This window comes from Pseudoalteromonas sp. MSK9-3, assembly GCF_003590335.1.
Taxonomy (GTDB): domain Bacteria; phylum Pseudomonadota; class Gammaproteobacteria; order Enterobacterales; family Alteromonadaceae; genus Pseudoalteromonas.
Window position 1 is genome coordinate 146,796 of sequence record NZ_MIET01000023.1, and the last position, 21,468, is coordinate 168,263.

Below are 21,468 nucleotides of genomic sequence, written 5' to 3' on the forward strand. Positions count from 1 at the left end.
TGTGAAATACCCAATAGTGAAGCCATATCTCCCCCCTCTTGAAAATTACCAAAATAAAATAGAAAACATATTTGATAGTGGATGGTTAACGAATAACGGCCCATGTGTACAAGAATTAGAAAAAAAACTAGCAGAATATTTAGGTGTTGAGCATATATTATTGGTTGCAAATGGCACACTGGCTTTATCAGTTGCTTATATGGCATTAGAAGTATCCGGTAAAGTACTCACAACGCCGTATTCATTTGCCGCAACGGCCAGCTCTTTGTTGGCTGGTGATCTAGAGCCAGAATTTATTGATATTGACCCACAGACATTAAACCTTGATATAAATAGTGCATCGAAAGCCCTGCTTGAGGAAGCGAGCGCTGTGGTGGCAGTTCATGTTTACGGTAACCCGTGTAATGACGAGCAAATAAAAGAGCAAGCGGCTCAGTATAATTTAAAAGTGATCTATGATGCGGCGCATACATTTGGTGTAACGTATAACGGTAAGGCGTTGCTATCTTATGGGGATGCGGCGACGATCAGTTTACATGCTACTAAGATATTCCACACTCTTGAGGGTGGAGCTATTATTTTTAAGCACAAAGAAGACTATCTGCGTGCTAAACAAATAATTAACTTTGGGTTTGATAGTCAGCAATACCCTGGTGTTGTCGGCATAAATGCAAAAATGAGCGAAGTGCATGCGGCGATGGGGTTGTCTTTATTGCCCCTATTTCCTGATATTCTTACCAAGCGCCAGTCGTTGTGGGCCGCCTATCAAAATGCGCTGGGGAATGATTTAACGACTATTAAGTGGTCTGACAATAGTAAGCCCAATGGTTGCTACTTTCCGGTGTTACTGAATGACGAAGCTGAGGTGCTATTTTTAATTAGCCAATTAGCTGTACACGGCATACAAACACGTCGTTATTTTTATCCAAGCTTGAGTACCGTGCCTGCGTATGGCATGTCAGGCGATACACCAATTGCAAATAGTGTTTCGCAAAGAGTGCTGTGTCTACCCATGTATACGGAACTATCGGTAGAGGGGGTTGGTGAGATAAGCCAAATATTACTTGAGCATCTTCGTCAATATAGAGCGAAATAGCCATGGCGCATTATTCAAAACAAGAGTTGCTTGAAATGGGCTTTATGCATGTTGGTGATCACTGCATGATTTCAAAAAAAGCATCGTTTTATGGCTGTCGATATATTTCCCTAGGTAATAATGTCCGAATTGATGATTTTTGTGTGTTATCTGCTGGCCCTGCAGGGATATGGCTTGGTAATTTTATTCACATCGCTGTTTTTTCTTCTTTGATTGGTAGTGAAAAGATCATGATTTCTGATTATGCAAATATCTCCTCTAGAGTTTCAATTTATAGTAGCAGTGATGACTATAGCGGCAGTTATATGACTAACCCGATGGTAGATGGCGAGTACACAAATGTTTTTCATGCGCCTGTAAAAGTCTGTGAGCATGTGATCATCGGTTCTGGAAGTGTGGTGCTGCCAGGGGCGGTTTTAAACCAAGGAGCTGCTGTAGGTGCGTTAAGCTTGGTAAATAAAAGCCTGTCTGAGTTTATGATTTACGCAGGGCAACCAGTTAAAGAAATTAAAGCGCGAAAGCGAGACTTATTAGTGTGTGCTGAGCTGTTTGAACAGTCTTGGAGTACTCAATGATAGTCCATGTTTTTGCGGATACGCCACATCACTATGAGCCAATGAAACGTTTTTTGCTTAGTGTTCCCTATACCCATAAGCAAGCCTTTTGGGTCAAATCAGCAGAGCAAGCGTTATTAGACCCAGACTTAATAACATATCAGAGTGTGGATGCGTTATTTGCGTTGATCGGTCAGGCAGACTCAGACACTAGTTTTATTTTCCATGGTTTATTTGATGTGCATATTTGGAAAAAACTGCTTTTTCATCCAATATCTCGGCGTTGTAGTTGTGTTATTTGGGGCGGAGAGCTTTATCGTCATTTTAAAAAGAATAGGTCGTTCAAAGAGTATATAGCACAAGCTTTGCATGCGTTGATGTTACGTAAATTTAAGCATGTTCAAACCTTGAATATGGGAGATGCAAAACTCGTATCAAAGGCGCTAAAGCGTAAGGATGTATCTGTATTGCCTTACCCACTTATTGGTGTTGCAAATCCAGCCCCTGAGCAACGAACGTCTAACACCATTCGAGTTTTGGTGGGTAATTCGGCAGCGTCAAGTAATAGACATAAAGAAGCGTTAGAGTCTTTATTGCCGTTTAAAGCACTGGATATCGAAATTGTTGTACCGCTTAATTATGCTGGAGAGGCATCATATGTGAATGAGGTTACTGCATATGGTGAGGCGCTATTTGGAGAAAAATTCAAACCTATTAAGCATATGCTTAATAAAGAAGAGTATGACGCATTGTTAAATAGCGTGCATATGACGGTATTTTCTCAGCATCGACAACAGGGGTTATATGTGGCCTATACCATGTTTCTAACGGGTAAGCCTATGTTTATGTTGAGTACGACAACGAGTTTTACGAACTTAACCGAATTGGGTTTTGAGATTGATAAAACAGAATTTTTATCGCAATTAAGTATTGAGTCATTCTTTGAAAAAGCGTTTTCTCGCTCTAAGGCAAACCAACAATTGATGCAGTCACACTTTACAGAGGATGCACTAGCTCCTAAATGGGCAGCGCTATTTGAATCTTTAGAGTGCAACTAGTCTATGACTGCGCTTCATTCTGCTCTTAGGGGCATTTCCTGGGTGGCTCTATCAACATTTAGTAAAGGAGGACTCCAGTTAGCTCAGCTAATTATCCTCGCGCGTTACTTGACCCCACTTGAGCTCGGTGTGGCTGCGATACTTAATTTGGTTATTGGGTTTACACAAGTCTTTGGTGATGCTGGGCTTTCTAATGCGGTTATTTACCACACTAAATTGACCGATAATCAATTAGGTCAACTCTACGTAATTAACGTTACGCTAGGAGTTATATTAACAATTTCGTTAGTGCTCTTAAGTGATCTAATCGCGGTATTTTTCTCTATGCCTTTGCTGAGTGAACTATTGTGTGTTTTAGCGTCTGTGTTTTTTATTCGTAGTTTATCACAGCAAATACTCGCGCGATTACAGCAGAAAATGCATTTTGATATGATTGCAAAAGTTGATATTTCGGCGCAGTTATTAGGGTTTTTAGCCGTAATACTAGCGGTGTATTATGAAGCTGGTATATGGTCACTTGTTATTGGGCAATTTGTGTTGGTGATATGCTCGAGCATGCTGCTTTTTATTGTAGGGGCGCAATATATAACTCGTCCGAAGTGCATTGTTTGGCCTCAAATTAAAGAACCGGTTAAATACGGCTTATACCAATGTGGCGAAGCGCTGATTAACTTTTCGAGTGCCCAAGTTGACCAGGTGTTGGTTGGAAAATTACTTGGTCCAGAAAAGTTAGGTGTCTATGCCTACATCAAAGACTTAGTTTTTAAACCAGCCCTACAATTAATAAACCCCATTGTTAATAAAGTCGCTTTTCCTGTGATGGTTAATTTTAAAGAGGGCAATGCAATACACGGTATGTACCTTTCAATGTTGAAGGTGCTGTCATTAATTAATATCCCACTCTATGGTTTGATGGCCGCTTTTCCAGAAGTTATTTTAGAAGTGACCTTTGGTGAGAAGTGGGTCGAGCACAGTGCCGTATTGCAATGGCTGGCCTTATATATGCTGGCAATTGCATTGGTCAATCCGGTGGGTGTTTTATTGCGGGCTGTAGGTCGAGTGAAGCGGGCATTTTGGTGGAATATAGTCGTTGCGTTTATCAGGCCTGCTGTTTTATTTACAACCGTATCAACAGGCGTCATAGGGCTTGCATTTACCTTGTTTTGTTTACAGGTTTTGTTTTTTATTGCACACGTTCAGTTTTTATTAAAACCTTGCGCACATGTTGGTTTTCGTGACGTTTACTTTGCACTTCGGTTACCATTAATCGTGGTTACTTTGGTTGTGAGTACTGCACTTTTCATGGTTAATTATGGTCCTTTAGAAAAAAGCATTTTCTTACTAATAAGTACTTTAATCATGTGCTTGCTGCTAATGTCACCATCAATATTAAGTAATATCAAAAGTTTAAGGAAGTAGCGAATGCCAGGCGTCGTTGGTTTTTTTGAAGAAAAAATATCATGTAGTCACTCAGTAGGTGAAACTGTATTTACTAATGAGTTTGGGTTTTATAGCCAATTATTAAAAACACAATCAGGCAGCGTTGCTTGTGGGCAGCTCATAGATTTAAACCTAAATATTACAATATGGGGGGATGTATTTTCAATAGCTAACTCAGATACTGACCGTAATGCCTTTTTAGTCTTTTTAGCACAGGCGTATCGACAAAATACAGTAGCTAACTTTATGAGCTTGGTGAACGGTTACTTTGTAATTTGTATTGTGGATACGCAGCAAGAACACGTCAGTTATATCTCTGATAGATATGGCATGAAACCATTGTATCTCTGGTATCAAGATGAGTGTGTTAAAGGTGTAGCATCAGAACAAAAAGAGCTTCTTTTACACTCCCAGCATGATCGTGCTTTAGATAATGATGCATTGAATTGTTTTGTTGACGTGGGCCACTTCTTAGGCCAAAAGACGTTATTCTCTAGTATTAAAAGACTGGCACCAGCCACAATAATACAATTGGATAAGAGTGGCGCAATATTAAACAATGCGCAATTCTGGTCTTGGAATAATATTAAAAAGACAGACAAGGTTAGTTTTAATGATGCCATTGACCTAGTTGCCGTTAAATTTGATAAGGCCGTTGAGCGCGCAGTTAAAACAATCACACAAGATAAGTTAGCCATTACGCTTAGTGGTGGTTTGGATTCGAGGGTATTACTTGCCGCAGCGAAAGTGCATTATAGCGGAGAAATTCATACTTTTACTTTTGGTGAGCCTGGGTGTAGCGATGTCAAGTTGGCGAAACAGGTTTCAGAAGCGGTTGGCGTAACACATCATATTGTTGAGATAGATGAACAAAGTTGGTTTGATGGTCGAGAGCAAGGGGTTTGGCTAACAGATGGAATGAAGAATGTATTACATATGCATGCATTGAGTTCGGTGAATGTGATAAGTGGTTATTCTAACTATCTACTTAACGGCTTTTTAGGTGATGTTACTTTTGGTGGTACTTACCTTTTCCCCAAAAGTAAAGATAATGAGTCAACTGAGAAAAAGTTAGAGAGGCGTTTTGGCCAATATTGGCTGCAAGCTGGAGCCGATTCTGATTACTTCACTGAAGGTGATCAAGAACAAGTGAATATTTACAATAGAGGTACGCGTTTTATTGCAGCTGGTAGTGACTTGTTAAGCCATGAATTACATCAATTTAAGCCTTTTATGGATAATGATTTAGTTGAATTGTTATATAGCTTGCCTGATACGTTTCGTGAAAATGGTAAATTGTATCACCATATGTTATTGAAATATTACCCTGAGTACTTTGAATCAATCCCATGGCAGCAAACAGGCAAGCCAATAACGAAAGAAGTGGCATCCGCTGCTCAGCATTCAAATATGAAATCACGTATTAAGGACCTACTTGTTGGTTCACCGATAGAGCGCTTAGCGCGAAAGGTCTATCGGAAGCTCGCAAAAAAGCATCACTATGTTGCATATGATACATGGCTGAAAGAACCTAAATTCAAATTATATGTACAGCAATTACTTAATGAAGATAGCCACGTGGCAAAGGCATTACCAAAAGGGAACTGTAGCAAGTTAGTAGACAAATATTACAATTCCAGTTCTTCAATAAAACCAGAAACGTTAGGGTCATTAATTACCATCGAGCTATTTTTACGGCAGTTAGAGCATTCGTCGCTTGGTTGAGAGGGTAAAGTTTGAGATAATAACTTATTACGTTGTCAAATAGTGTGGATCTAAAGGTATGAAAACGGTTGTAGTAACTGGCGGGGCGGGTTTTATAGGGAGTGCGGTTGTACGCTACCTAATTAATGAAAAAAACCTTAGAGTAATTAACTTAGATAAATTAACCTACGCTGGGAACTTAGACTCATTAGTATCAGTAGAGCAGCATGAAAACTATATTTTTGAACATGGTGACATCTGTGATCAAGAGAAAGTTTCAAAAGTTTTTTCACAATATCAGCCTGATATTATTATGCACTTGGCCGCTGAATCACATGTTGACCGTTCTATAGATGGTCCTGAAGACTTTATTCAGACTAACATTATTGGGACTTACAATTTACTGCAGTGTGCTAGGGCTTATTACAATTCGCTTCCTGAGGGAGCATCTTTCAAGTTTCATCACATCTCAACAGATGAGGTTTATGGTGATCTGGGGGATTCTGGTGCAATGTTTACTGAAAGTTCAAGTTATGACCCTAGTTCACCTTATTCAGCCAGTAAAGCAAGCTCTGACCATTTAGTACGCGCATGGGGCCGCACTTATAATTTACCGATTGTAATTACAAATTGTTCAAATAACTATGGGCCTTATCATTTTCCGGAAAAACTAATTCCGTTAGTGATATTAAATGCATTAGAAGGTAAGGATTTGCCCGTTTATGGAGATGGTTCTCAAATTAGAGATTGGTTATATGTTGAAGATCACGCAAGAGCGTTAGTCGAAGTTGCAATGAAGGGGCTGACCGGCGCAACTTACAATATTGGTGGCCATAACGAAATGACTAATCTCGATGTTGTTAAACTTATCTGTGATACTTTAGACCGAAAAATATCTACCAAGCCATCAGGTGTATCTCAATTTTCAGACCTAATAAAGTTTGTAGCAGACCGACCCGGGCACGATGTTCGCTATGCAATTGACGCGACAAAAATTGAAACTGATTTAGGTTGGGTACCCCAAGAAACCTTTGAGACAGGTATCGAGAAAACCATTCAATGGTACCTTGACAACCTAGATTGGTGTTCACGTGTACAGTCTGGAGTTTACCAAAGAGAGCGATTAGGAGCATAAAATGAAGGGAATTATTTTAGCCGGTGGTAGTGGGACTCGCTTACACCCGATTACCCAAGGAGTATCTAAACAGCTTTTACCAGTATACGACAAACCTATGATCTATTACCCGATTTCAGTGTTGATGTTGGCTGGTATTAAAGATATTTTAATTATTACAACACCAGAAGACCAATCTCAGTATAAAAAACTATTAGGGGATGGCTGCAACTTTGGTATATCGCTTTCGTACGAGGTGCAAGCGAAACCTGAAGGGTTAGCACAGGCGTTTACAATTGGCGCTGATTTTGTTGGTAAAGATAATGTCTGTCTAATTTTGGGTGATAACGTATTTTATGGTTCAAACTTTTCACCTAAATTGTTGAATGCGTCTAAGTTAGAGACTGGTGCTAAGGTTTTTGCCTATCAGGTCAATGATCCAGAACGTTTTGGTGTCGTAGAAGTTGATGATAACTTTAATGCCTTATCTATCGAAGAAAAGCCTGTCGACCCAAAATCAAACTATGCGGTCACAGGGTTGTATTTTTACGACAACTCTGTTTTAGATATCGCTAAAAATATCAAACCTTCGTCTAGAGGTGAGCTCGAGATTACGTCCATTAATGAAGTATACCTTTCTAGAAAACAACTATCTGTAGAAGTGCTTGGTCGTGGTTTTGCTTGGTTAGATACGGGAACTCATGACAGCTTGATGGAAGCATCACAATTTGTGCATACAGTTGAAAAACGTCAAGGTTTTAAAATTGCGTGTTTACAAGAAATTGCATTTATAAATGGCTGGATCGATAAGTCATTATTACTAGAGCAAGCAAACACTTTACATAAAACAGAGTACGGACAATATTTGAAAAAAGTTGCAGAAGGGCATAATTAATGGCAGAGCTCATTAAAAATTCACATGATTTTGAATCAGATAAAAGCTCCACAACGATAGACTTGGTTGGCCTATGGTTACTTTTATGGGCAAAGAAATGGTTCATTATTATTTTTTCAGTGGTGGGTTCAGGACTTGGCTTGGGGTACTCTTTGAGCTTGCCAAATATTTATTCTTCATCCGCTTTATTGGCACCTCAAGATAGTCAGAGCACAAGTGCATTAGGAGCATTAGGAAGCAACTTAGGAGGGATAGCGAGTCTTGCTGGGGTAAATCTAGGCAGCTCTGGAAGCAATGTTGCACTTCATATTGAAGTATTAAAGTCGAAAGATTTTCTATATCCATTTTTCGAAAAATATGATGTCGCTAAAGTGTTATTTGCTGTAAGCGAGTATGATAAAAATACGGAAAAGCAAGTTGTTGATTCTTTGAGATACGATGAAGGTAAATGGTTAAAAAATCCAGAAACAGGTAAATCATTTAAGCCAACTAATTTTGATGTTTATGAAAGGTTCATAAAAATATTTAATATTAAACATAATCGTACCTCTGACCTTGTACTTGTGAGTATTGATAGTATAGACCCTATGCAAGCTAAAGTTTGGGTCAGTGGTATGGTCGATGAAATTAATGACTTATTAAGATTACGAGAACTATCCGAACGGTCAAAAAGCATTAATTATTTAAACACTCAATTAGAAAAAACCAACGTAGCACAAATGAAAACTGTTTTTTATGGCATTATTGAAGAGCAAACTAAACAAATGCTATTAGCTGAAGTTAGAAATGACTTTGCATTTAAAGTTATCGAAAGCCCTGTAGTTGCAGAAAGAAAAGTGTCCCCGAGTCGAGCTGTTATTTGTATTCTAGCTGCCATTTTTTCATTGTTGCTCGCATGTGGTTTAGTTATGTTCCGGTATTTTTTTGTCCAGTTATCAAAAGTTGAAAAAGATTAACTATGTCCATCGCCGAACAAATTTCAGAGTTTAAGTGTTCACATAAATTACTCTTTAGTATGCGTTTGGTTTTCATATTATTGTTATTTAGCTGGCTTTTTCTTCCTGTATTGCTTTGGTTTTCTCTAGTCGTAATTTATGCAAATACGAGCAAAGAAGACAACGGCAATGGAGTTCTTGGCCTGTTGGTTATGTTCTCTTTGTCTATGCTCGTCGCTTCTCGATATGTTGGCTTTTTATGGGGGGGCGCAGATGATATGCCAACGTATTTTATGGCGTATGAGAGATATAATAGCTTTTCATCGATGATGGTTACATCATTGCTGTATGGCAAGCACGCTGATGTTTTGTTCTCTTTTTTAAGCTGGGTAATCGCGACGCTTTCTGAGCAGCATTTATTTATATACTACTTTTTATGTATATTTTTATCCTATATGTTTATTTGGAAGTTTTGCAAAGTTGTTGGTACCCCATATCCATTATTATGCTTTTTACTAATTGTCTTATTTTACAAATTATTTCAAGCGCAATGGCATCTAATTCGAGCTGCAATAGCAATACCAATATTACTCTGTGGTATTTGGAAAGCGAAAGAAAACTTTAAAATTGGTTTGGTTGTTTTTATTATTGGTGCGTTGTTTCATTTTTCGACCTTTATTTTGTTATTACCATTATTTCTTTTCAATAAAAAATTATCAAATAGGTTTAGCTTTATTCAGTTCGCTCAGTCTTTAATTGCTTTTATAGCTGGGCTTTTTTTATTTGTATTATTTATTTTTCTACTGAGTGGGTTTGTTGATAATTACATGATAAATAAAGTGTTGACTCGTTTAGTTATTGAGCCTAACTTTTCTAAGCTACCATCTTTAATTTTCTTTGTTTTTGTTTCGATTGTTTCCATAGGTGCTTATATTAGAGATGGCAATGAGAGTCAGAGAATGCTATTTAACATAGGCCTCTATTTTAACGTAATAGGGTGTTTGGCGATATTCTTTATTGGAGAGGAGCTGCATAGAATAATTTTGCCTATGTATATTGTCTATGCTCCATTGTTAATAATGTCTTTAGGTGTTTTTTCTCCCTCGTCAGTACCATTTATGCTTTTGTTAACAATAAAGTCTTTTGTCTTGCTATCATTTTCTTACGTTATTTATATTAATGAGAGTGATTTTTTTTACAAATTAGATAGTAAAAGGCACCCTATAGAGCTAAAGGGAATTGATTACTTAAGCTCATTTAAAAAGTATTTTAGTGAAGATATTGAATATTATAATGGTTATAGAAATAAATAAGGTGCGATTTTGAGCGAAGCTATCAGTATTATTATTCCTACATATCGCCGAGCTGAACAATTGCTTTCAGCGATTGATAGTGTGAGAAAGCAAACGTTCAAAAACTGGAAAATAATTGTCGTGGACGATAATCATGATGATGAGTTCAGAGCAAGTACTGCTCAGATCATGGCACAGTATGAGTCAGATTCACAAATCGATTATATTCAACATATTACGAATCAAGGTGCTTGTAAAGCAAGAAATACAGGGTGGCAATACGCTCAAGGCCAATATATCGCATTTTTAGATGATGATGATGTGTGGGATGAAACTAAGCTAGAAAAGCAAGTGCAGGCATTAGAGCTCCATAATGCAGCTTTTTGTTACACAAATATGTATTTAAGCTACCAAGGTCGTATAAAAGAATTCAAATGCCTGAGTGATAAAGAGATATATAAAGGTTTGCTACAACAAGGGTTTGGAGTGTGTACGTCCGCCTTATTGTTTACGAGAGAAGCGATTGCAAAAGTAAATGGGTTTGATGATTCTTTACCTAGTATGCAAGATTATGACCTTCTACTGCGTGTAGCGAAGTGCCATGCAGGGATTCTTCTCGAAGAGCCGTTACTGACATATCAACTCGCAGATGATGGGATCTCTTGTAACCCCAAATCGAAAGCATTGGGTCATAGGGGCATTATTGAAAAACATAAATCGGCGTTTTTATCTTTGAAGCTTTTTGATGGATTATCTCGTCAGTATGAAAGTTTGGCTGATTTTGAGTTGAGAAGAGGGAATCGCTTAATTAGCATGCGAATTTATACAAAAGCGCTTCAGTATAAGAAATTTAACGTGAGAGTGTATGTAAAATGTTTTCTTGGGCTTTTATTAGGTAAATGGCCTTTAGAAACATTTTTGCAAGCGAGGCAGAGAAAAACCTCGTCGTCACTTAACAACACAATGGAGTAATATCGTGCGAGGGCTTTATTTAAACACGGATTTATCAGCTATTCCGGAAAGTGCTAAGTTTAGTGAAATACACAGTGAACGATATATGTGCAAGCATCATAATGTTGAGATTGTGTACTGTCCTAAAACTTGGCCAAATGGTCCTGCCTGTCAATTGGAGCAACATAGTTTGTTAGTTGCTGGTTGGTTTATATTTAGAGGCGAAAAAAACAATTTATCATCTTTGTTACTTGCATTGATAAGTAACGGCACCGACGTTTTAAAAGAAATTGAAGCCGGTTCTTTTGTATTATTATGGGATGATAGTCAAACTCTCACTGTTATTAATGACCCATTTGGCTTATCTACTCACTTTGTTGATTTGAAAGCGTCAAAACTTCGTATATCGCCTTCAGTGGCAACCCTAGTTACAAAGTTGCATGAAAGGGATGAAGTAATGGCTGATGTTTTAAAAGCTAAGCAGCATTTATTCGGCAACTTCACACTGTTTAAAGGTATTGAACGTGTACCTCCTGCATCCGTTTTGAAGGGAAAGGATAAGTATCAATATGCAAACCTGCTAGAACACTATAGCGAAAATGATTTAGGGGAAGTTGGAAGTTGTATCGAAAGACTATCTAGTCGCTGGCACCCAGAAGAAAAACTACTACCTATCAGTAGTGGTTTAGACTCTAGATTAATACTGGCATTTGGTGACTATAGTAATGGCTTTACGTATGGGCCTGAATCAAGTCCTGAAATTTTGATTACGGATAAATTTAAACGTTGTTTTAAACACTATGAGTCTTACGAATTCGATCAAATTCCAACGCTAGAGAATGAGCAAACCATTATAGACGAAATGGCATTTGGCACACTTGTCCCAATTCCTAATTTACTCAATAATTACGTCTATGTTGCGAATAAGTTTACCTGCGCGACAGCGTTTTTTGATGGGTATTTGGGAGACGTTTTTCAAAGAGCCACCTTTTTGACATTTAAAGGACTTAAAGGTGAATTACTGAAGTTATTCCCAATGATGTACTCGATAACTTCGTTTTCATCTGAGACTTTGCTAAAGGCTCGCTATAATGGTATCAACAATGAAGCATTACAACGATTAATCGCTGATTATAATGAGAAAACCGAAGGACTAAACTTAGATGATTACCAGAAAGTAACCTATTATGAGTTTTTATATGGGCGTGGCGGTCGTTATGCCATATTCGGCAGTAATATTTTAGCAGCGCAAGTATTTTCGGTTGTTTCTCCTTTCGCAAGTCGAAGGGTGTTTGCGAGTTATATAAAGCAAGACTATGCAGACGCCGTTAAGTACAAATTGTTGAAAAATGTTTGGCAGCGAGCGGACGAGTTGTTTAAAAATACAAAAGTGGAATCTGGTTATTCACCAATGTGTAATCCCGTATTAATACCGCCTATGCAGCTTATTTATCGGGTATTATTCCATTTGATCCCATCGCGAGCTAATTATGGCGTTAAAGTATCACGAGCAAATCGGAAAAAAGGGAAATTATGAAGCGGGTCTTGTTTTTATCTAATATGGGCCCATCAAAAGAAAAACCTAACTCAGGGCGGTTTGTAAAAAATCAATATGATTTTTTACAGGAAAAAGGTAATTATGAGATTGAGTACTTTTATTTGTCTCAAGATGTAAAACGAGGCTTACTTAAATTATTAAGGTACCCTCTTTTTGCAATTAAATTTTTATTAAAATATGTATTTGGGGAAAAAATTGACATCATACATGTGCACTTTTTCTTCCCCACGGTGTTCTTAGCGATTGCTTATAAGCTATTTAGAAACCCACGAGTAACGATTATTTCAACATTCCATGGCAGTGATGTTTATCACTATAGCCCTCCAAGCTGGAGTTACCGTTTCGCTTGTCGTTTTGTTAATCACGCGATATTCGTCAGTAAAAGTTTGAAGAATAGGTTTATGGAAAATATAGAGTTTACGGGTTCTACGTCTATATTGAGTGCTGGAATTTTGCCTATTTTCATTATGAACAGAAAAGCAGTTAAAAAGTATGACTTTGTATTTGTCGGTCATATGAACTTTAACAAAGGCATAGATAGATTACAAAAAATAACAAATAAACAGCTGAAAATAGCGATTGTCGGAGAGCTGGATACTTCACAGCTGATACTACGGGATGGTAATATAGCGTTCGATTTTTTAGGCGTATTAGAACCATCAGCATTAACTGAAGTTTATAACCAATCCAAATTCTTTATTAACTTATCGCGTAATGAGTCGTTTGGTCTTGTTATTGCTGAGGCAATGAGTTGTGGCTTACCTGTTATTGCTACAGATACCGATGGTGCAAGAGAGCAAGTTAAACATGATTATAATGGCTTTTTGTTGTGTAATGATGATAATTGGCTTGATACACACGGGGCTCAGAAACTACAAGAGTGCCTGCTATTGTCTGATTCAGATTATAGAAGATTAAGCTTTTCAGCGATAGAATCAGCACAAAAATATAAACTAGACAGCATAGCCTGTGAAGTCGAAAAAATTTACAAACTACATACTTGAAAGGTACTTTAATTGTTAATTCATAAACAAGCAACTATTCGTGAAATCCCGGTATCGGCCTTTGCTTCAATCGAAGAGTTAATAGAAAATGCTATTATCGAAGACGGAGAGATTGTTCCAGGTGTTGCTGTTGCGATTAACCCTGAAAAATTAATGATAGCAGAAAGTGACTCGGAAACTAAAGAAGTATTACTTAAATCTACGTTACGTTATGCCGATGGTATTGGTATAAGTTACGCTATGTCTAAAAAGTTAGGTGAAGATGTTGCTCGTATTCCAGGGTGTGAATTGTGGTTAAAGTTAATGAAGGCGTCAGTTGAACACTGCATACCTGTATATCTTTTAGGTGCCTCTCCTGAAGTTGTTACCAAAACCAGACTTGCACTTGAGGAGCTTGGGGTCAATGTGGTCGGGGCTCAAGATGGTTACTTTAAAGGTGAGGGCACTGTAATTAATGAGATCGCTAAATCTGGTGCAAAAATAGTTACAGTTGCTTTGGGCTCACCAAAACAAGAAAAGTTTATTTTTAAATGCAGAGAGGTACTTCCAACAGCTTTCTTTATGGGAGTCGGTGGGACATACGATGTATTTATAGGCAATGTTAATCGTGCCCCCAATATGTGGATAAAGCTTAATTTAGAGTGGCTCTATCGGCTACTCAGTCAGCCTAGTAGACTTTTTAGGCAGGGTAAATTGATTAGGTTTATCTACTATTATTTGGTAGGTAAGCTTTAACCTTAAATAATTTGTTTTACACAGTGATTTCGAATATCTAGACGTAAGTAATATTCAAGATTTTTATTTTTAATAATTTATATAAGAGTACGGTAATGTCAATAGAGACGGTTTCAGTTATTGGTTTAGGCTACATAGGTTTACCAACGGCTGCGGTTATCGCATCAAGAGGGATCAATGTGACCGGAGTTGATGTTAACCAGAAGACAGTTAATACAATTAATAATGGTGATGTACATATTGTCGAGCCGGATCTTGATATTGTTGTACGTAGTACTGTTCAAGCTAGGAAGTTACAAGCAACAACTAAAACTCAGGCTGCAGATGCATTTATGGTTGCTGTCCCAACTCCTTTTCAAGACGACTATCAAGCAGATTTAAGCTACATCAAGCAGGCATCGGAATCAATAGCAGCGGTGCTTGTACGTGGTAATTTAGTGATATTGGAATCAACATCTCCAGTTGGTGCTACTGAACAAATGGCAAAATGGCTTGCAGAGCTGCGTCCTGATTTAACTTTTCCGCAAGATGTTGGTGATGACGCGGATATAAAAATAGCCCATTGTCCAGAAAGAGTTTTGCCTGGCCACGTATTAAGGGAATTGGTTGAAAATGACCGAGTAATTGGTGGAATGTCACCAGCTTGCTCTCTTAAAGCTAAAGAGTTATATAAAAAGTTTGTTGTGGGTGATTGTCTCATTACCAATGCAAGAACTGCAGAAATGGCTAAGCTCACAGAAAACTCATTTAGAGATGTAAATATCGCTTTTGCCAATGAACTGTCTATGATTTGTGATGAATTAAATATTGATGTTTGGGAGCTTATAAAGCTTGCAAATCGTCATCCTAGGGTCAATATATTGAACCCTGGACCAGGTGTTGGTGGGCACTGTATTGCAGTTGACCCATGGTTTATTGTGAGTAGTTCACCTGAAAAAGCAAAGTTAATTCGACAAGCTAGAGAAGTCAATGACAGTAAGCCTCGCTATGTATTAGAGCAAATTGTTGAAGCGGCTGATCAATTTAAGAAGCCAGTAATTGCATGTTTAGGCATTGCTTTTAAGGCGGATATAGATGATTTGAGAGAAAGCCCCGCGCTTGATATTACGCAGCTACTTTGCGCCTATCCAGATTATCGGATTTTAGTTGTTGAACCGAATATTGAACAGTTGCCAGACTCTTTGCGCAAAGACAATGTTGAGCTTTGTAGCATTGAAGTTGCTTTAGAAGAGGCAAACACACTGGCTGTCTTGGTTGATCATGCTGAGTTTAAAGATATTCCAGCTGATTTGATTGCGAAAAAAGTGATTATCGATAGTCGCGGTATTTTTTAGTAGTAAAGGTGTTTTTTGAAAGTATTAACTGTATTTGGCACTCGCCCTGAAGCGATTAAAATGGCACCGTTAGTGAAAAAACTACGTGCTAATAGTGAGATTGAAGATAGAGTCTGTGTTACGGCTCAGCACAGAGAAATGTTAGACCAAGTGTTAGAGTTGTTTGAGATTAAACCAGACTACGATCTCAATATCATGAAAGCAGGGCAGGACCTTTATGATATCACCGCGAAAATTCTTTTGGGGTTAAGGGAGGTTATAGAAGACTTTAAGCCTGATTGGATATTAGTGCATGGTGATACAACAACGACAATCGCTGCATCAATGGCCGCTTTTTATGGAAAAGTAAAAATTGGCCACGTTGAAGCTGGGCTTCGAACCGGGGATTTACAAAGCCCTTGGCCTGAAGAGGCTAATCGTACGTTGACGGGTAAGCTTGCTAATTTACACTTTGCACCGACTAAAGCATCAAAAAGCAATTTACTAGCAGAAGGTGTTACAGAGAGTAACGTTGTTATCACTGGAAATACCGTGATAGATGCGTTACTTGATGTAAAAGGTGGTGTTTTGGCTAATAATGTAAAGCAACAACAGCTAAATAGTCAGTTTGAAAGCTTTATTAATGACCCTTTTGTTTTGATCACAGGGCATAGGCGTGAGAGTTTTGGTAGCGGCTTTGAACGGATCTGTACAGCAATACATGATTTGGCGTTAAAATATTCAAATTACAACTTTGTATATCCGGTGCACCTAAATCCAAATGTGAAGGAGCCTGTAAATAGATTGCTGTCAGGGTTGGATAATGTGATATTAGTAACCCCTCAAGACTACTTACCATTTGTGTATTTGATGGATAAATCTGAGCTGATCCTAACTGATTCAGGGGGGGTCCAAGAAGAAGCCCCATCGCTTGGTAAGCCTGTATTGGTTATGCGGGATACAACGGAACGCCCCGAAGCTGTTGAAGCGGGTACTGTAAAGTTAGTAGGGACTGACATAGATAAAATAGTTTCATCAGTTTCTGAATTAATTGATGATAGTGATGCTTACCAATTGATGAGTGTTGCACATAACCCGTATGGGGATGGTTTAGCGTGTGATCGCATTATTAATGCATTGCTAGAGCAAGGAAAAGGAATAGAAAATGATTAAAATCTCGGTCGCAGGAACTGGGTATGTAGGGCTCTCAAATGCACTTTTGCTCGCGCAGCACAATCGGGTTGTAGCATGTGATATTGATGATAAAAAAGTACAGCTATTAAATGATAAGCAATCTCCTATTGTGGATAGTGAAATCAGTGCGTTTTTAGCCAAAGATGACATACAGTTTGAGGCTACCACGGATAAAGCAGCTGCATACACAGACAGTGATTTTATTATTATATCAACACCAACAGACTATGACCCTGAAACGAACTACTTTGACACTTCATCGGTAGAATCTGTACTTAGTGATATTAAAGCAATATCACCCAGTAGTGTGGTGATCATAAAGTCAACGGTGCCAGTTGGTTTTACGGCAGATATACAACAACAATATCCTGAATTAACGATATATTTTTCACCTGAGTTTTTACGTGAGGGGCGTGCGTTATATGATAACTTGCACCCTTCACGTATTGTGGTTGGTGGTAAATCAGCACAGGCTGAGCAATTTGCCCAGCTATTAAAAAAAGGTGCTAAAACGCCAGATGTCGCCACTCTCCTCACCGACTCAACTGAAGCTGAAGCGATTAAGTTATTCTCTAATACCTATTTGGCGATGCGTGTAGCTTATTTTAACGAGCTTGACAGCTATGCAGAAGCTCATAACCTTGATAGCCGGCAGATCATCGAAGGAGTAGGGCTTGACCCGCGCATTGGTGACCATTACAACAACCCGTCATTCGGTTATGGTGGGTATTGTTTACCAAAAGATACTAAGCAGCTTTTAGCAAATTATGAAGATGTACCAAATAATCTAATTGGAGCTATTGTTGATGCCAATTCAACGCGCAAAGACTTTATTGCGAATGCAATTTTGGTGAAAAAGCCTAACACTGTCGGTATTTACCGACTTGTGATGAAAACCGGCTCTGATAACTTTAGAGCCTCGGCTATTCAAGGGATCATGAAGCGCTTGAAAGCTAAAGGGGTGACGGTAATTGTGTATGAACCTAGCTATAGTGAACCGCACTTTTTTAATTCTAAAGTGGTGCATGATTTAGCTGAGCTTAAACGCAGCAGCGATATTATTGTGTCAAACAGAATGGTCGATGAGCTACTTGATGTAAAAGAAAAGGTCTATACTCGCGATATATTTGGCAGCGATTGATTGATAGGTTAGTTGAGTGCCAACTAACTTATATAAAGTCAGATATTGGCGATAACACACGAAAAAGTTCTTCCTATTATTATGGCGGGCGGTTCAGGCGAGCGACTATAGCCGCTTTCTAGGGCGCATTACCCCAAACAGTTTTTATCACTGACGGGCAATGAACATACCATGCTCCAGCAGACTCTATTACGTTTGCAAGGTATTGAACATCAGCCCCCGCTTATCATCTGCAATGAAGCACACCGCTTTATTGCAGCAGAGCAAGTGCGGCAATTAAATATTCCCCATAGTGGTATTTTACTCGAACCCGAAGGTAAGAATACCGCGCCGGCCATTGCTTTAGCGGCGTTTACAGCAATGCAAAAAGGGAGCGATCCTTTATTGTTAGTACTTGCTGCAGATCATGCGATTAAAGATGTTTGTGCATTTCAAACCGCCGTGCAAAGTGCTTTAAAGCATGCTGCACATGATAAATTAGTTACCTTTGGCATTGTCGCTGATAAGCCCGAAACCGGTTTTGGCTATATAAAGCAAGGTAAGGCGGTGGATGGTGGCTTTGTTATTGACCAATTTATTGAAAAGCCAAATAAACCACTGGCTGAACAGTTCATATCATCAGGTGAATATTGTTGGAATAGCGGCATGTTTTTATTCAGAGCAAGCTGTTATTTAAATGCGTTACAGGTTCACCGGCCCGATATTTACCACGCATGTGAAAAAGCAACACGCATTCACAACCATGATTTAGACTTTATTCGCGTTGACCAATCCGCGTTTTTGGCATGCCCGTCTGAGTCTATTGATTACGCTGTTATGGAAAAGGCTGACAATGCGGTGGTGATCCCCATGGATGCCGGTTGGAGTGATTTAGGGAGTTTTGAAGCCCTTTGGCAAGAAGCTGATAAAGATTGTAGTAACAACGCATTATTGGGTGATGTAATCGCCAATAATACCTCAGGCTCTTTAATACGCTCAGAAGGTGCATTGGTAACAACCATTGGCATTAAAGATTTGGTAGTGGTTGCAACGAAAGACGCGGTATTGGTGGCAGGTAAACAGTACGCAAGTAATGTAAAAGATATAGTTGGGCGTTTAAAACAACAGGGGCGCAAAGAAGTCACTGAACACCGAGAAGTGTATCGTCCATGGGGTAAGTACGATTTAATTGATGTTGGCGAACGTTTTCAAGTAAAACGCATCACAGTTACACCCGGTGCCAAATTGAGTAAGCAGATGCATCATCATCGAGCTGAGCATTGGGTGGTGGTATCGGGTACTGCAAAAGTGATAATTGATGATGTTACGCAGTATTTAACCGAAAATGAGTCTGTCTATATTCCTATTACAGCTGTTCATTCTCTTGAGAACCCAGGCAAAGTGGCACTAGAGCTTATAGAGGTCCAGTCTGGGGGCTATTTAGGGGAAGATGACATAATACGTTTTGAAGATAAATATAACAGGTCATAAAGCGTATGCTTGCAAGTGCTGAGGTAATAAAAAAGAGTACTGTTGTATTTGGTACCAGTGGTGCCCGAGGTCTAGTGAGCAAGTTAACGGCTAATGTATGTGGCGCTTTTACAGCTAATTTTATTACTGTAATGCGTAAGTCGTTTCAATTTGATCAACTCGCAATCGCGATTGATAATAGGCCCAGTAGTTACGCAATGGCGCAAGCTTGTGCACAAATATGCGCGAAGTTGAACATTAGGGTCATTTACTACGGTGTAATGCCCACTCCGGCATTAGCCTATAGTGCGATGCAAGACAAAACCCCTGCAATTATGGTAACGGGCAGCCATATTCCATTTGATAGAAATGGGTTAAAGTTTTATCGGCCTGACGGTGAAATAACTAAGCAAGACGAGCTGAGTATAGTCACACTCAATACCCTATTTGAGCCTGTTACGTGTTTATCTGATCTTAAAATCAGCGAAACTGCAATTGAGCGATACATTTTACGTTATACGAGTTTATTTGAAGAAAATAACTCAGTAAAGCCTGACTCCCTAATTTTAGCGGGTAAGCGCATTGGTATTTATGAGCATTCAAGTGCAGGGCGAGATATTTACCGACAACTATTTAAGCAACTAGGTGCTACGGTCATATCACTAGGTAGAAGCAATGCGTTTGTACCGATTGATACCGAGGCGGTATCAATCGGTGATACACGCCGCGCTATTGAGTGGGCTAAGCAATATCAGCTTGATGCGCTATTCTCTACAGATGGTGACGGAGACAGGCCATTACTTGCAGATGAGCAAGGCGAATGGTTAAGAGGTGATATATTAGGCTTGTTGTGTGCTAATGCGTTGAACATTGATGTGTTAGCTGTGCCCATCAACTGTAACACTGCTATTGAACTCAGTGATGTGTTTAAACGAGTGGTTCGAACTAAAATTGGCTCGCCCTATGTAATAGAGGCACTCAATGGCATAGAGAATGAAGAAGTTAGTAAAGGTTTGAATGTTCGTAACTTAAGCGAAGCTCATTCAGCAAGTTCAGACTTACATTGTAGCCAAGATATGCTTGAGCCTGCAGTTTGCAAAAAAAAGGGAGCCTCTCAAGCCCATGTTGCTGGTTTTGAAGCAAATGGTGGCTTTTTATTAGGCTCGACTTTACATTACAACGGAAAACTATTGGAGGCTTTACCAACACGCGATGCTTTGCTGCCTGCTTTGATAGTTTTAGCTGATGCAACTTTTAAACATTTGCCGTTATCGGCACTCGTCGCAGCATTACCCAAACGTTACGCCAGCAGTGACCGACTGCAAAATATACCTGCTTTACTGAGTGAGCAGTTGTTAGAAGATGCAAAACAAAACCCACAGGCATTTTTAAAAAAGCTTGGCATTAGTATACCGAAGCTTACGAACACTCCAATGAGAGAGGAGTTAAATAGCGCAGAACTCAATAACATAAAACTAAATACTCTTGATGGCCTCAGAATTCATTTCAACGACGAAGAATATGCACATATTCGGCCGTCTGGCAATGCCCCTGAGTTACGCTGCTATGTTGAAGCCAGCTCAAAACAACGAGCACAAGACCTGCTTTCAACCATCATACAAGGCTTAAAAAGGATGCTATCGCCGTAGGCGAGGCTTTATGCCACGCATGTTTTAAGGTTCATGCCTCGCATATCTAAGGCTTTACGCCTCGTATGTCTTCAGGCTCATGCCTTGCATTTATTCAGGTGAAATACCTTACCTTTGATCATGCGACTCACTGGCTTAGGTTTTTAACTATCATTTCAGGCATTACCCCAAATTCAATACTACTCCTATTCCTGAAAGGCGTTGTTTCCTAAATAGTTGAACTTCTTTGGTTTGGTGCGATCAGATCATTAAATGCCTTAACCCATGATGCGAAATGAAGAAGAAAATTAGGAATTGGTCACAGTACAACCGTGCTTTGGTTCAACGCGGTAACATCAATATTTGGCTAAGTGATAGTGCCATCTCAAAGTGGCAGAATACCGAAA

The 21,468-nt window shown here is 39.0% G+C and carries 17 protein-coding genes and 1 pseudogene; all 18 read left to right on the forward strand.

Features of this window, described 5'->3' with window-relative positions; all coding sequences use genetic code 11:
* Position 1 precedes the first annotated feature (1 nt).
* The 18 genes and pseudogenes from BGP78_RS08550 to BGP78_RS23025 all read left to right on the forward strand — a co-directional run bounded on the left by BGP78_RS08550 (position 2) and on the right by BGP78_RS23025 (position 21,082).
* Entirely contained in the window at positions 2-1,096 is a 1,095-nt protein-coding gene (locus BGP78_RS08550) for a DegT/DnrJ/EryC1/StrS aminotransferase family protein (RefSeq protein ID WP_119861006.1), read from the forward strand.
* Positions 1,097-1,098: 2 nt separating this feature from the next.
* The gene (locus BGP78_RS08555; RefSeq protein ID WP_119861007.1) at positions 1,099-1,671 is read left to right on the forward strand and encodes an acyltransferase; all 573 of its coding nucleotides are present in this window, start codon (positions 1,099-1,101) and stop codon (positions 1,669-1,671) included.
* Positions 1,668-2,708, forward strand: coding sequence for a TDP-N-acetylfucosamine:lipid II N-acetylfucosaminyltransferase (locus tag BGP78_RS08560; RefSeq protein WP_119861008.1), 1,041 nt, complete (start codon positions 1,668-1,670; stop codon positions 2,706-2,708). Before BGP78_RS08555 ends, BGP78_RS08560 begins: the two co-directional genes overlap by 4 nt.
* 3 nt (positions 2,709-2,711) lie before the next feature.
* Positions 2,712-4,127 (forward strand): MOP flippase family protein, encoded by a 1,416-nt coding sequence (locus tag BGP78_RS08565; RefSeq protein WP_119861009.1) that lies wholly within the window; start codon positions 2,712-2,714, stop codon positions 4,125-4,127.
* 3 nt (positions 4,128-4,130) lie between these two features.
* The gene (locus BGP78_RS08570) at positions 4,131-5,873 is read left to right on the forward strand and encodes an asparagine synthase-related protein (protein WP_119861010.1); all 1,743 of its coding nucleotides are present in this window, start codon (positions 4,131-4,133) and stop codon (positions 5,871-5,873) included.
* A 58-nt stretch (positions 5,874-5,931) separates the two neighbouring features.
* Positions 5,932-6,987 carry a dTDP-glucose 4,6-dehydratase gene (gene rfbB / locus BGP78_RS08575; RefSeq protein ID WP_119861011.1) on the forward strand — a complete coding sequence of 352 codons (1,056 nt, stop codon included), beginning with the start codon at positions 5,932-5,934 and terminating at the stop codon, positions 6,985-6,987.
* Between the two features lies 1 nt (position 6,988).
* Positions 6,989-7,861: a glucose-1-phosphate thymidylyltransferase RfbA gene (gene rfbA / locus BGP78_RS08580; protein WP_119861012.1), complete on the forward strand. Its 873-nt coding sequence runs from the start codon at positions 6,989-6,991 to the stop codon at positions 7,859-7,861.
* On the forward strand, positions 7,861-8,817 hold the full coding sequence (locus tag BGP78_RS08585; RefSeq protein WP_119861013.1) for a Wzz/FepE/Etk N-terminal domain-containing protein: 957 nt from the start codon (positions 7,861-7,863) through the stop codon (positions 8,815-8,817). Before rfbA ends, BGP78_RS08585 begins: the two co-directional genes overlap by 1 nt.
* A 2-nt stretch (positions 8,818-8,819) precedes the next feature.
* Positions 8,820-10,109: an EpsG family protein gene (locus BGP78_RS08590; RefSeq protein WP_119861014.1), complete on the forward strand. Its 1,290-nt coding sequence runs from the start codon at positions 8,820-8,822 to the stop codon at positions 10,107-10,109.
* Positions 10,110-10,118: 9 nt separating this feature from the next.
* Positions 10,119-11,060: a glycosyltransferase family 2 protein gene (locus tag BGP78_RS08595; RefSeq protein WP_119861015.1), complete on the forward strand. Its 942-nt coding sequence runs from the start codon at positions 10,119-10,121 to the stop codon at positions 11,058-11,060.
* Positions 11,061-11,064: 4 nt separating this feature from the next.
* A complete protein-coding gene (locus tag BGP78_RS08600; protein WP_119861016.1) occupies positions 11,065-12,576 on the forward strand; it encodes a hypothetical protein in 1,512 nt (503 codons plus the stop codon).
* Positions 12,573-13,601 carry a glycosyltransferase family 4 protein gene (locus tag BGP78_RS08605; RefSeq protein ID WP_119861017.1) on the forward strand — a complete coding sequence of 343 codons (1,029 nt, stop codon included), beginning with the start codon at positions 12,573-12,575 and terminating at the stop codon, positions 13,599-13,601. Before BGP78_RS08600 ends, BGP78_RS08605 begins: the two co-directional genes overlap by 4 nt.
* A 12-nt stretch (positions 13,602-13,613) precedes the next feature.
* Positions 13,614-14,336 carry a WecB/TagA/CpsF family glycosyltransferase gene (locus BGP78_RS08610; RefSeq protein ID WP_220475517.1) on the forward strand — a complete coding sequence of 241 codons (723 nt, stop codon included), beginning with the start codon at positions 13,614-13,616 and terminating at the stop codon, positions 14,334-14,336.
* Positions 14,337-14,431: 95 nt separating this feature from the next.
* Entirely contained in the window at positions 14,432-15,670 is a 1,239-nt protein-coding gene (gene wecC / locus BGP78_RS08615) for a UDP-N-acetyl-D-mannosamine dehydrogenase (RefSeq protein ID WP_119861018.1), read from the forward strand.
* A 15-nt stretch (positions 15,671-15,685) separates the two neighbouring features.
* Positions 15,686-16,822, forward strand: coding sequence for a non-hydrolyzing UDP-N-acetylglucosamine 2-epimerase (wecB, locus tag BGP78_RS08620; RefSeq protein WP_119861019.1), 1,137 nt, complete (start codon positions 15,686-15,688; stop codon positions 16,820-16,822).
* Positions 16,818-17,984: a nucleotide sugar dehydrogenase gene (locus BGP78_RS08625; protein ID WP_119861026.1), complete on the forward strand. Its 1,167-nt coding sequence runs from the start codon at positions 16,818-16,820 to the stop codon at positions 17,982-17,984. Before wecB ends, BGP78_RS08625 begins: the two co-directional genes overlap by 5 nt.
* Before the next feature lie 81 nt (positions 17,985-18,065).
* Positions 18,066-19,454: pseudogene (locus BGP78_RS08630) on the forward strand (mannose-1-phosphate guanylyltransferase/mannose-6-phosphate isomerase).
* Between the two features lie 5 nt (positions 19,455-19,459).
* Positions 19,460-21,082: a phosphomannomutase gene (locus BGP78_RS23025; RefSeq protein WP_119861020.1), complete on the forward strand. Its 1,623-nt coding sequence runs from the start codon at positions 19,460-19,462 to the stop codon at positions 21,080-21,082.
* Positions 21,083-21,468 lie beyond the last annotated feature (386 nt).

Bases quoted from the DNA above. Each gene is read 5' to 3' on its own strand.
- BGP78_RS08585 (WP_119861013.1), top strand. From the start codon at position 7,861: ATGGCAGAGCTCATTAAAAATTCACATGATTTTGAATCAGATAAAAGC.
- BGP78_RS08555 (WP_119861007.1), top strand. From the start codon at position 1,099: ATGGCGCATTATTCAAAACAAGAGTTGCTTGAAATGGGCTTTATGCAT.
- BGP78_RS08565 (WP_119861009.1), top strand. From the start codon at position 2,712: ATGACTGCGCTTCATTCTGCTCTTAGGGGCATTTCCTGGGTGGCTCTA.
- rfbB (WP_119861011.1), top strand. From the start codon at position 5,932: ATGAAAACGGTTGTAGTAACTGGCGGGGCGGGTTTTATAGGGAGTGCG.
- rfbA (WP_119861012.1), top strand. From the start codon at position 6,989: ATGAAGGGAATTATTTTAGCCGGTGGTAGTGGGACTCGCTTACACCCG.
- BGP78_RS23025 (WP_119861020.1), top strand. From the start codon at position 19,460: ATGCTTGCAAGTGCTGAGGTAATAAAAAAGAGTACTGTTGTATTTGGT.
- BGP78_RS08560 (WP_119861008.1), top strand. From the start codon at position 1,668: ATGATAGTCCATGTTTTTGCGGATACGCCACATCACTATGAGCCAATG.
- wecC (WP_119861018.1), top strand. From the start codon at position 14,432: ATGTCAATAGAGACGGTTTCAGTTATTGGTTTAGGCTACATAGGTTTA.
- BGP78_RS08590 (WP_119861014.1), top strand. From the start codon at position 8,820: ATGTCCATCGCCGAACAAATTTCAGAGTTTAAGTGTTCACATAAATTA.
- BGP78_RS08570 (WP_119861010.1), top strand. From the start codon at position 4,131: ATGCCAGGCGTCGTTGGTTTTTTTGAAGAAAAAATATCATGTAGTCAC.
- BGP78_RS08605 (WP_119861017.1), top strand. From the start codon at position 12,573: ATGAAGCGGGTCTTGTTTTTATCTAATATGGGCCCATCAAAAGAAAAA.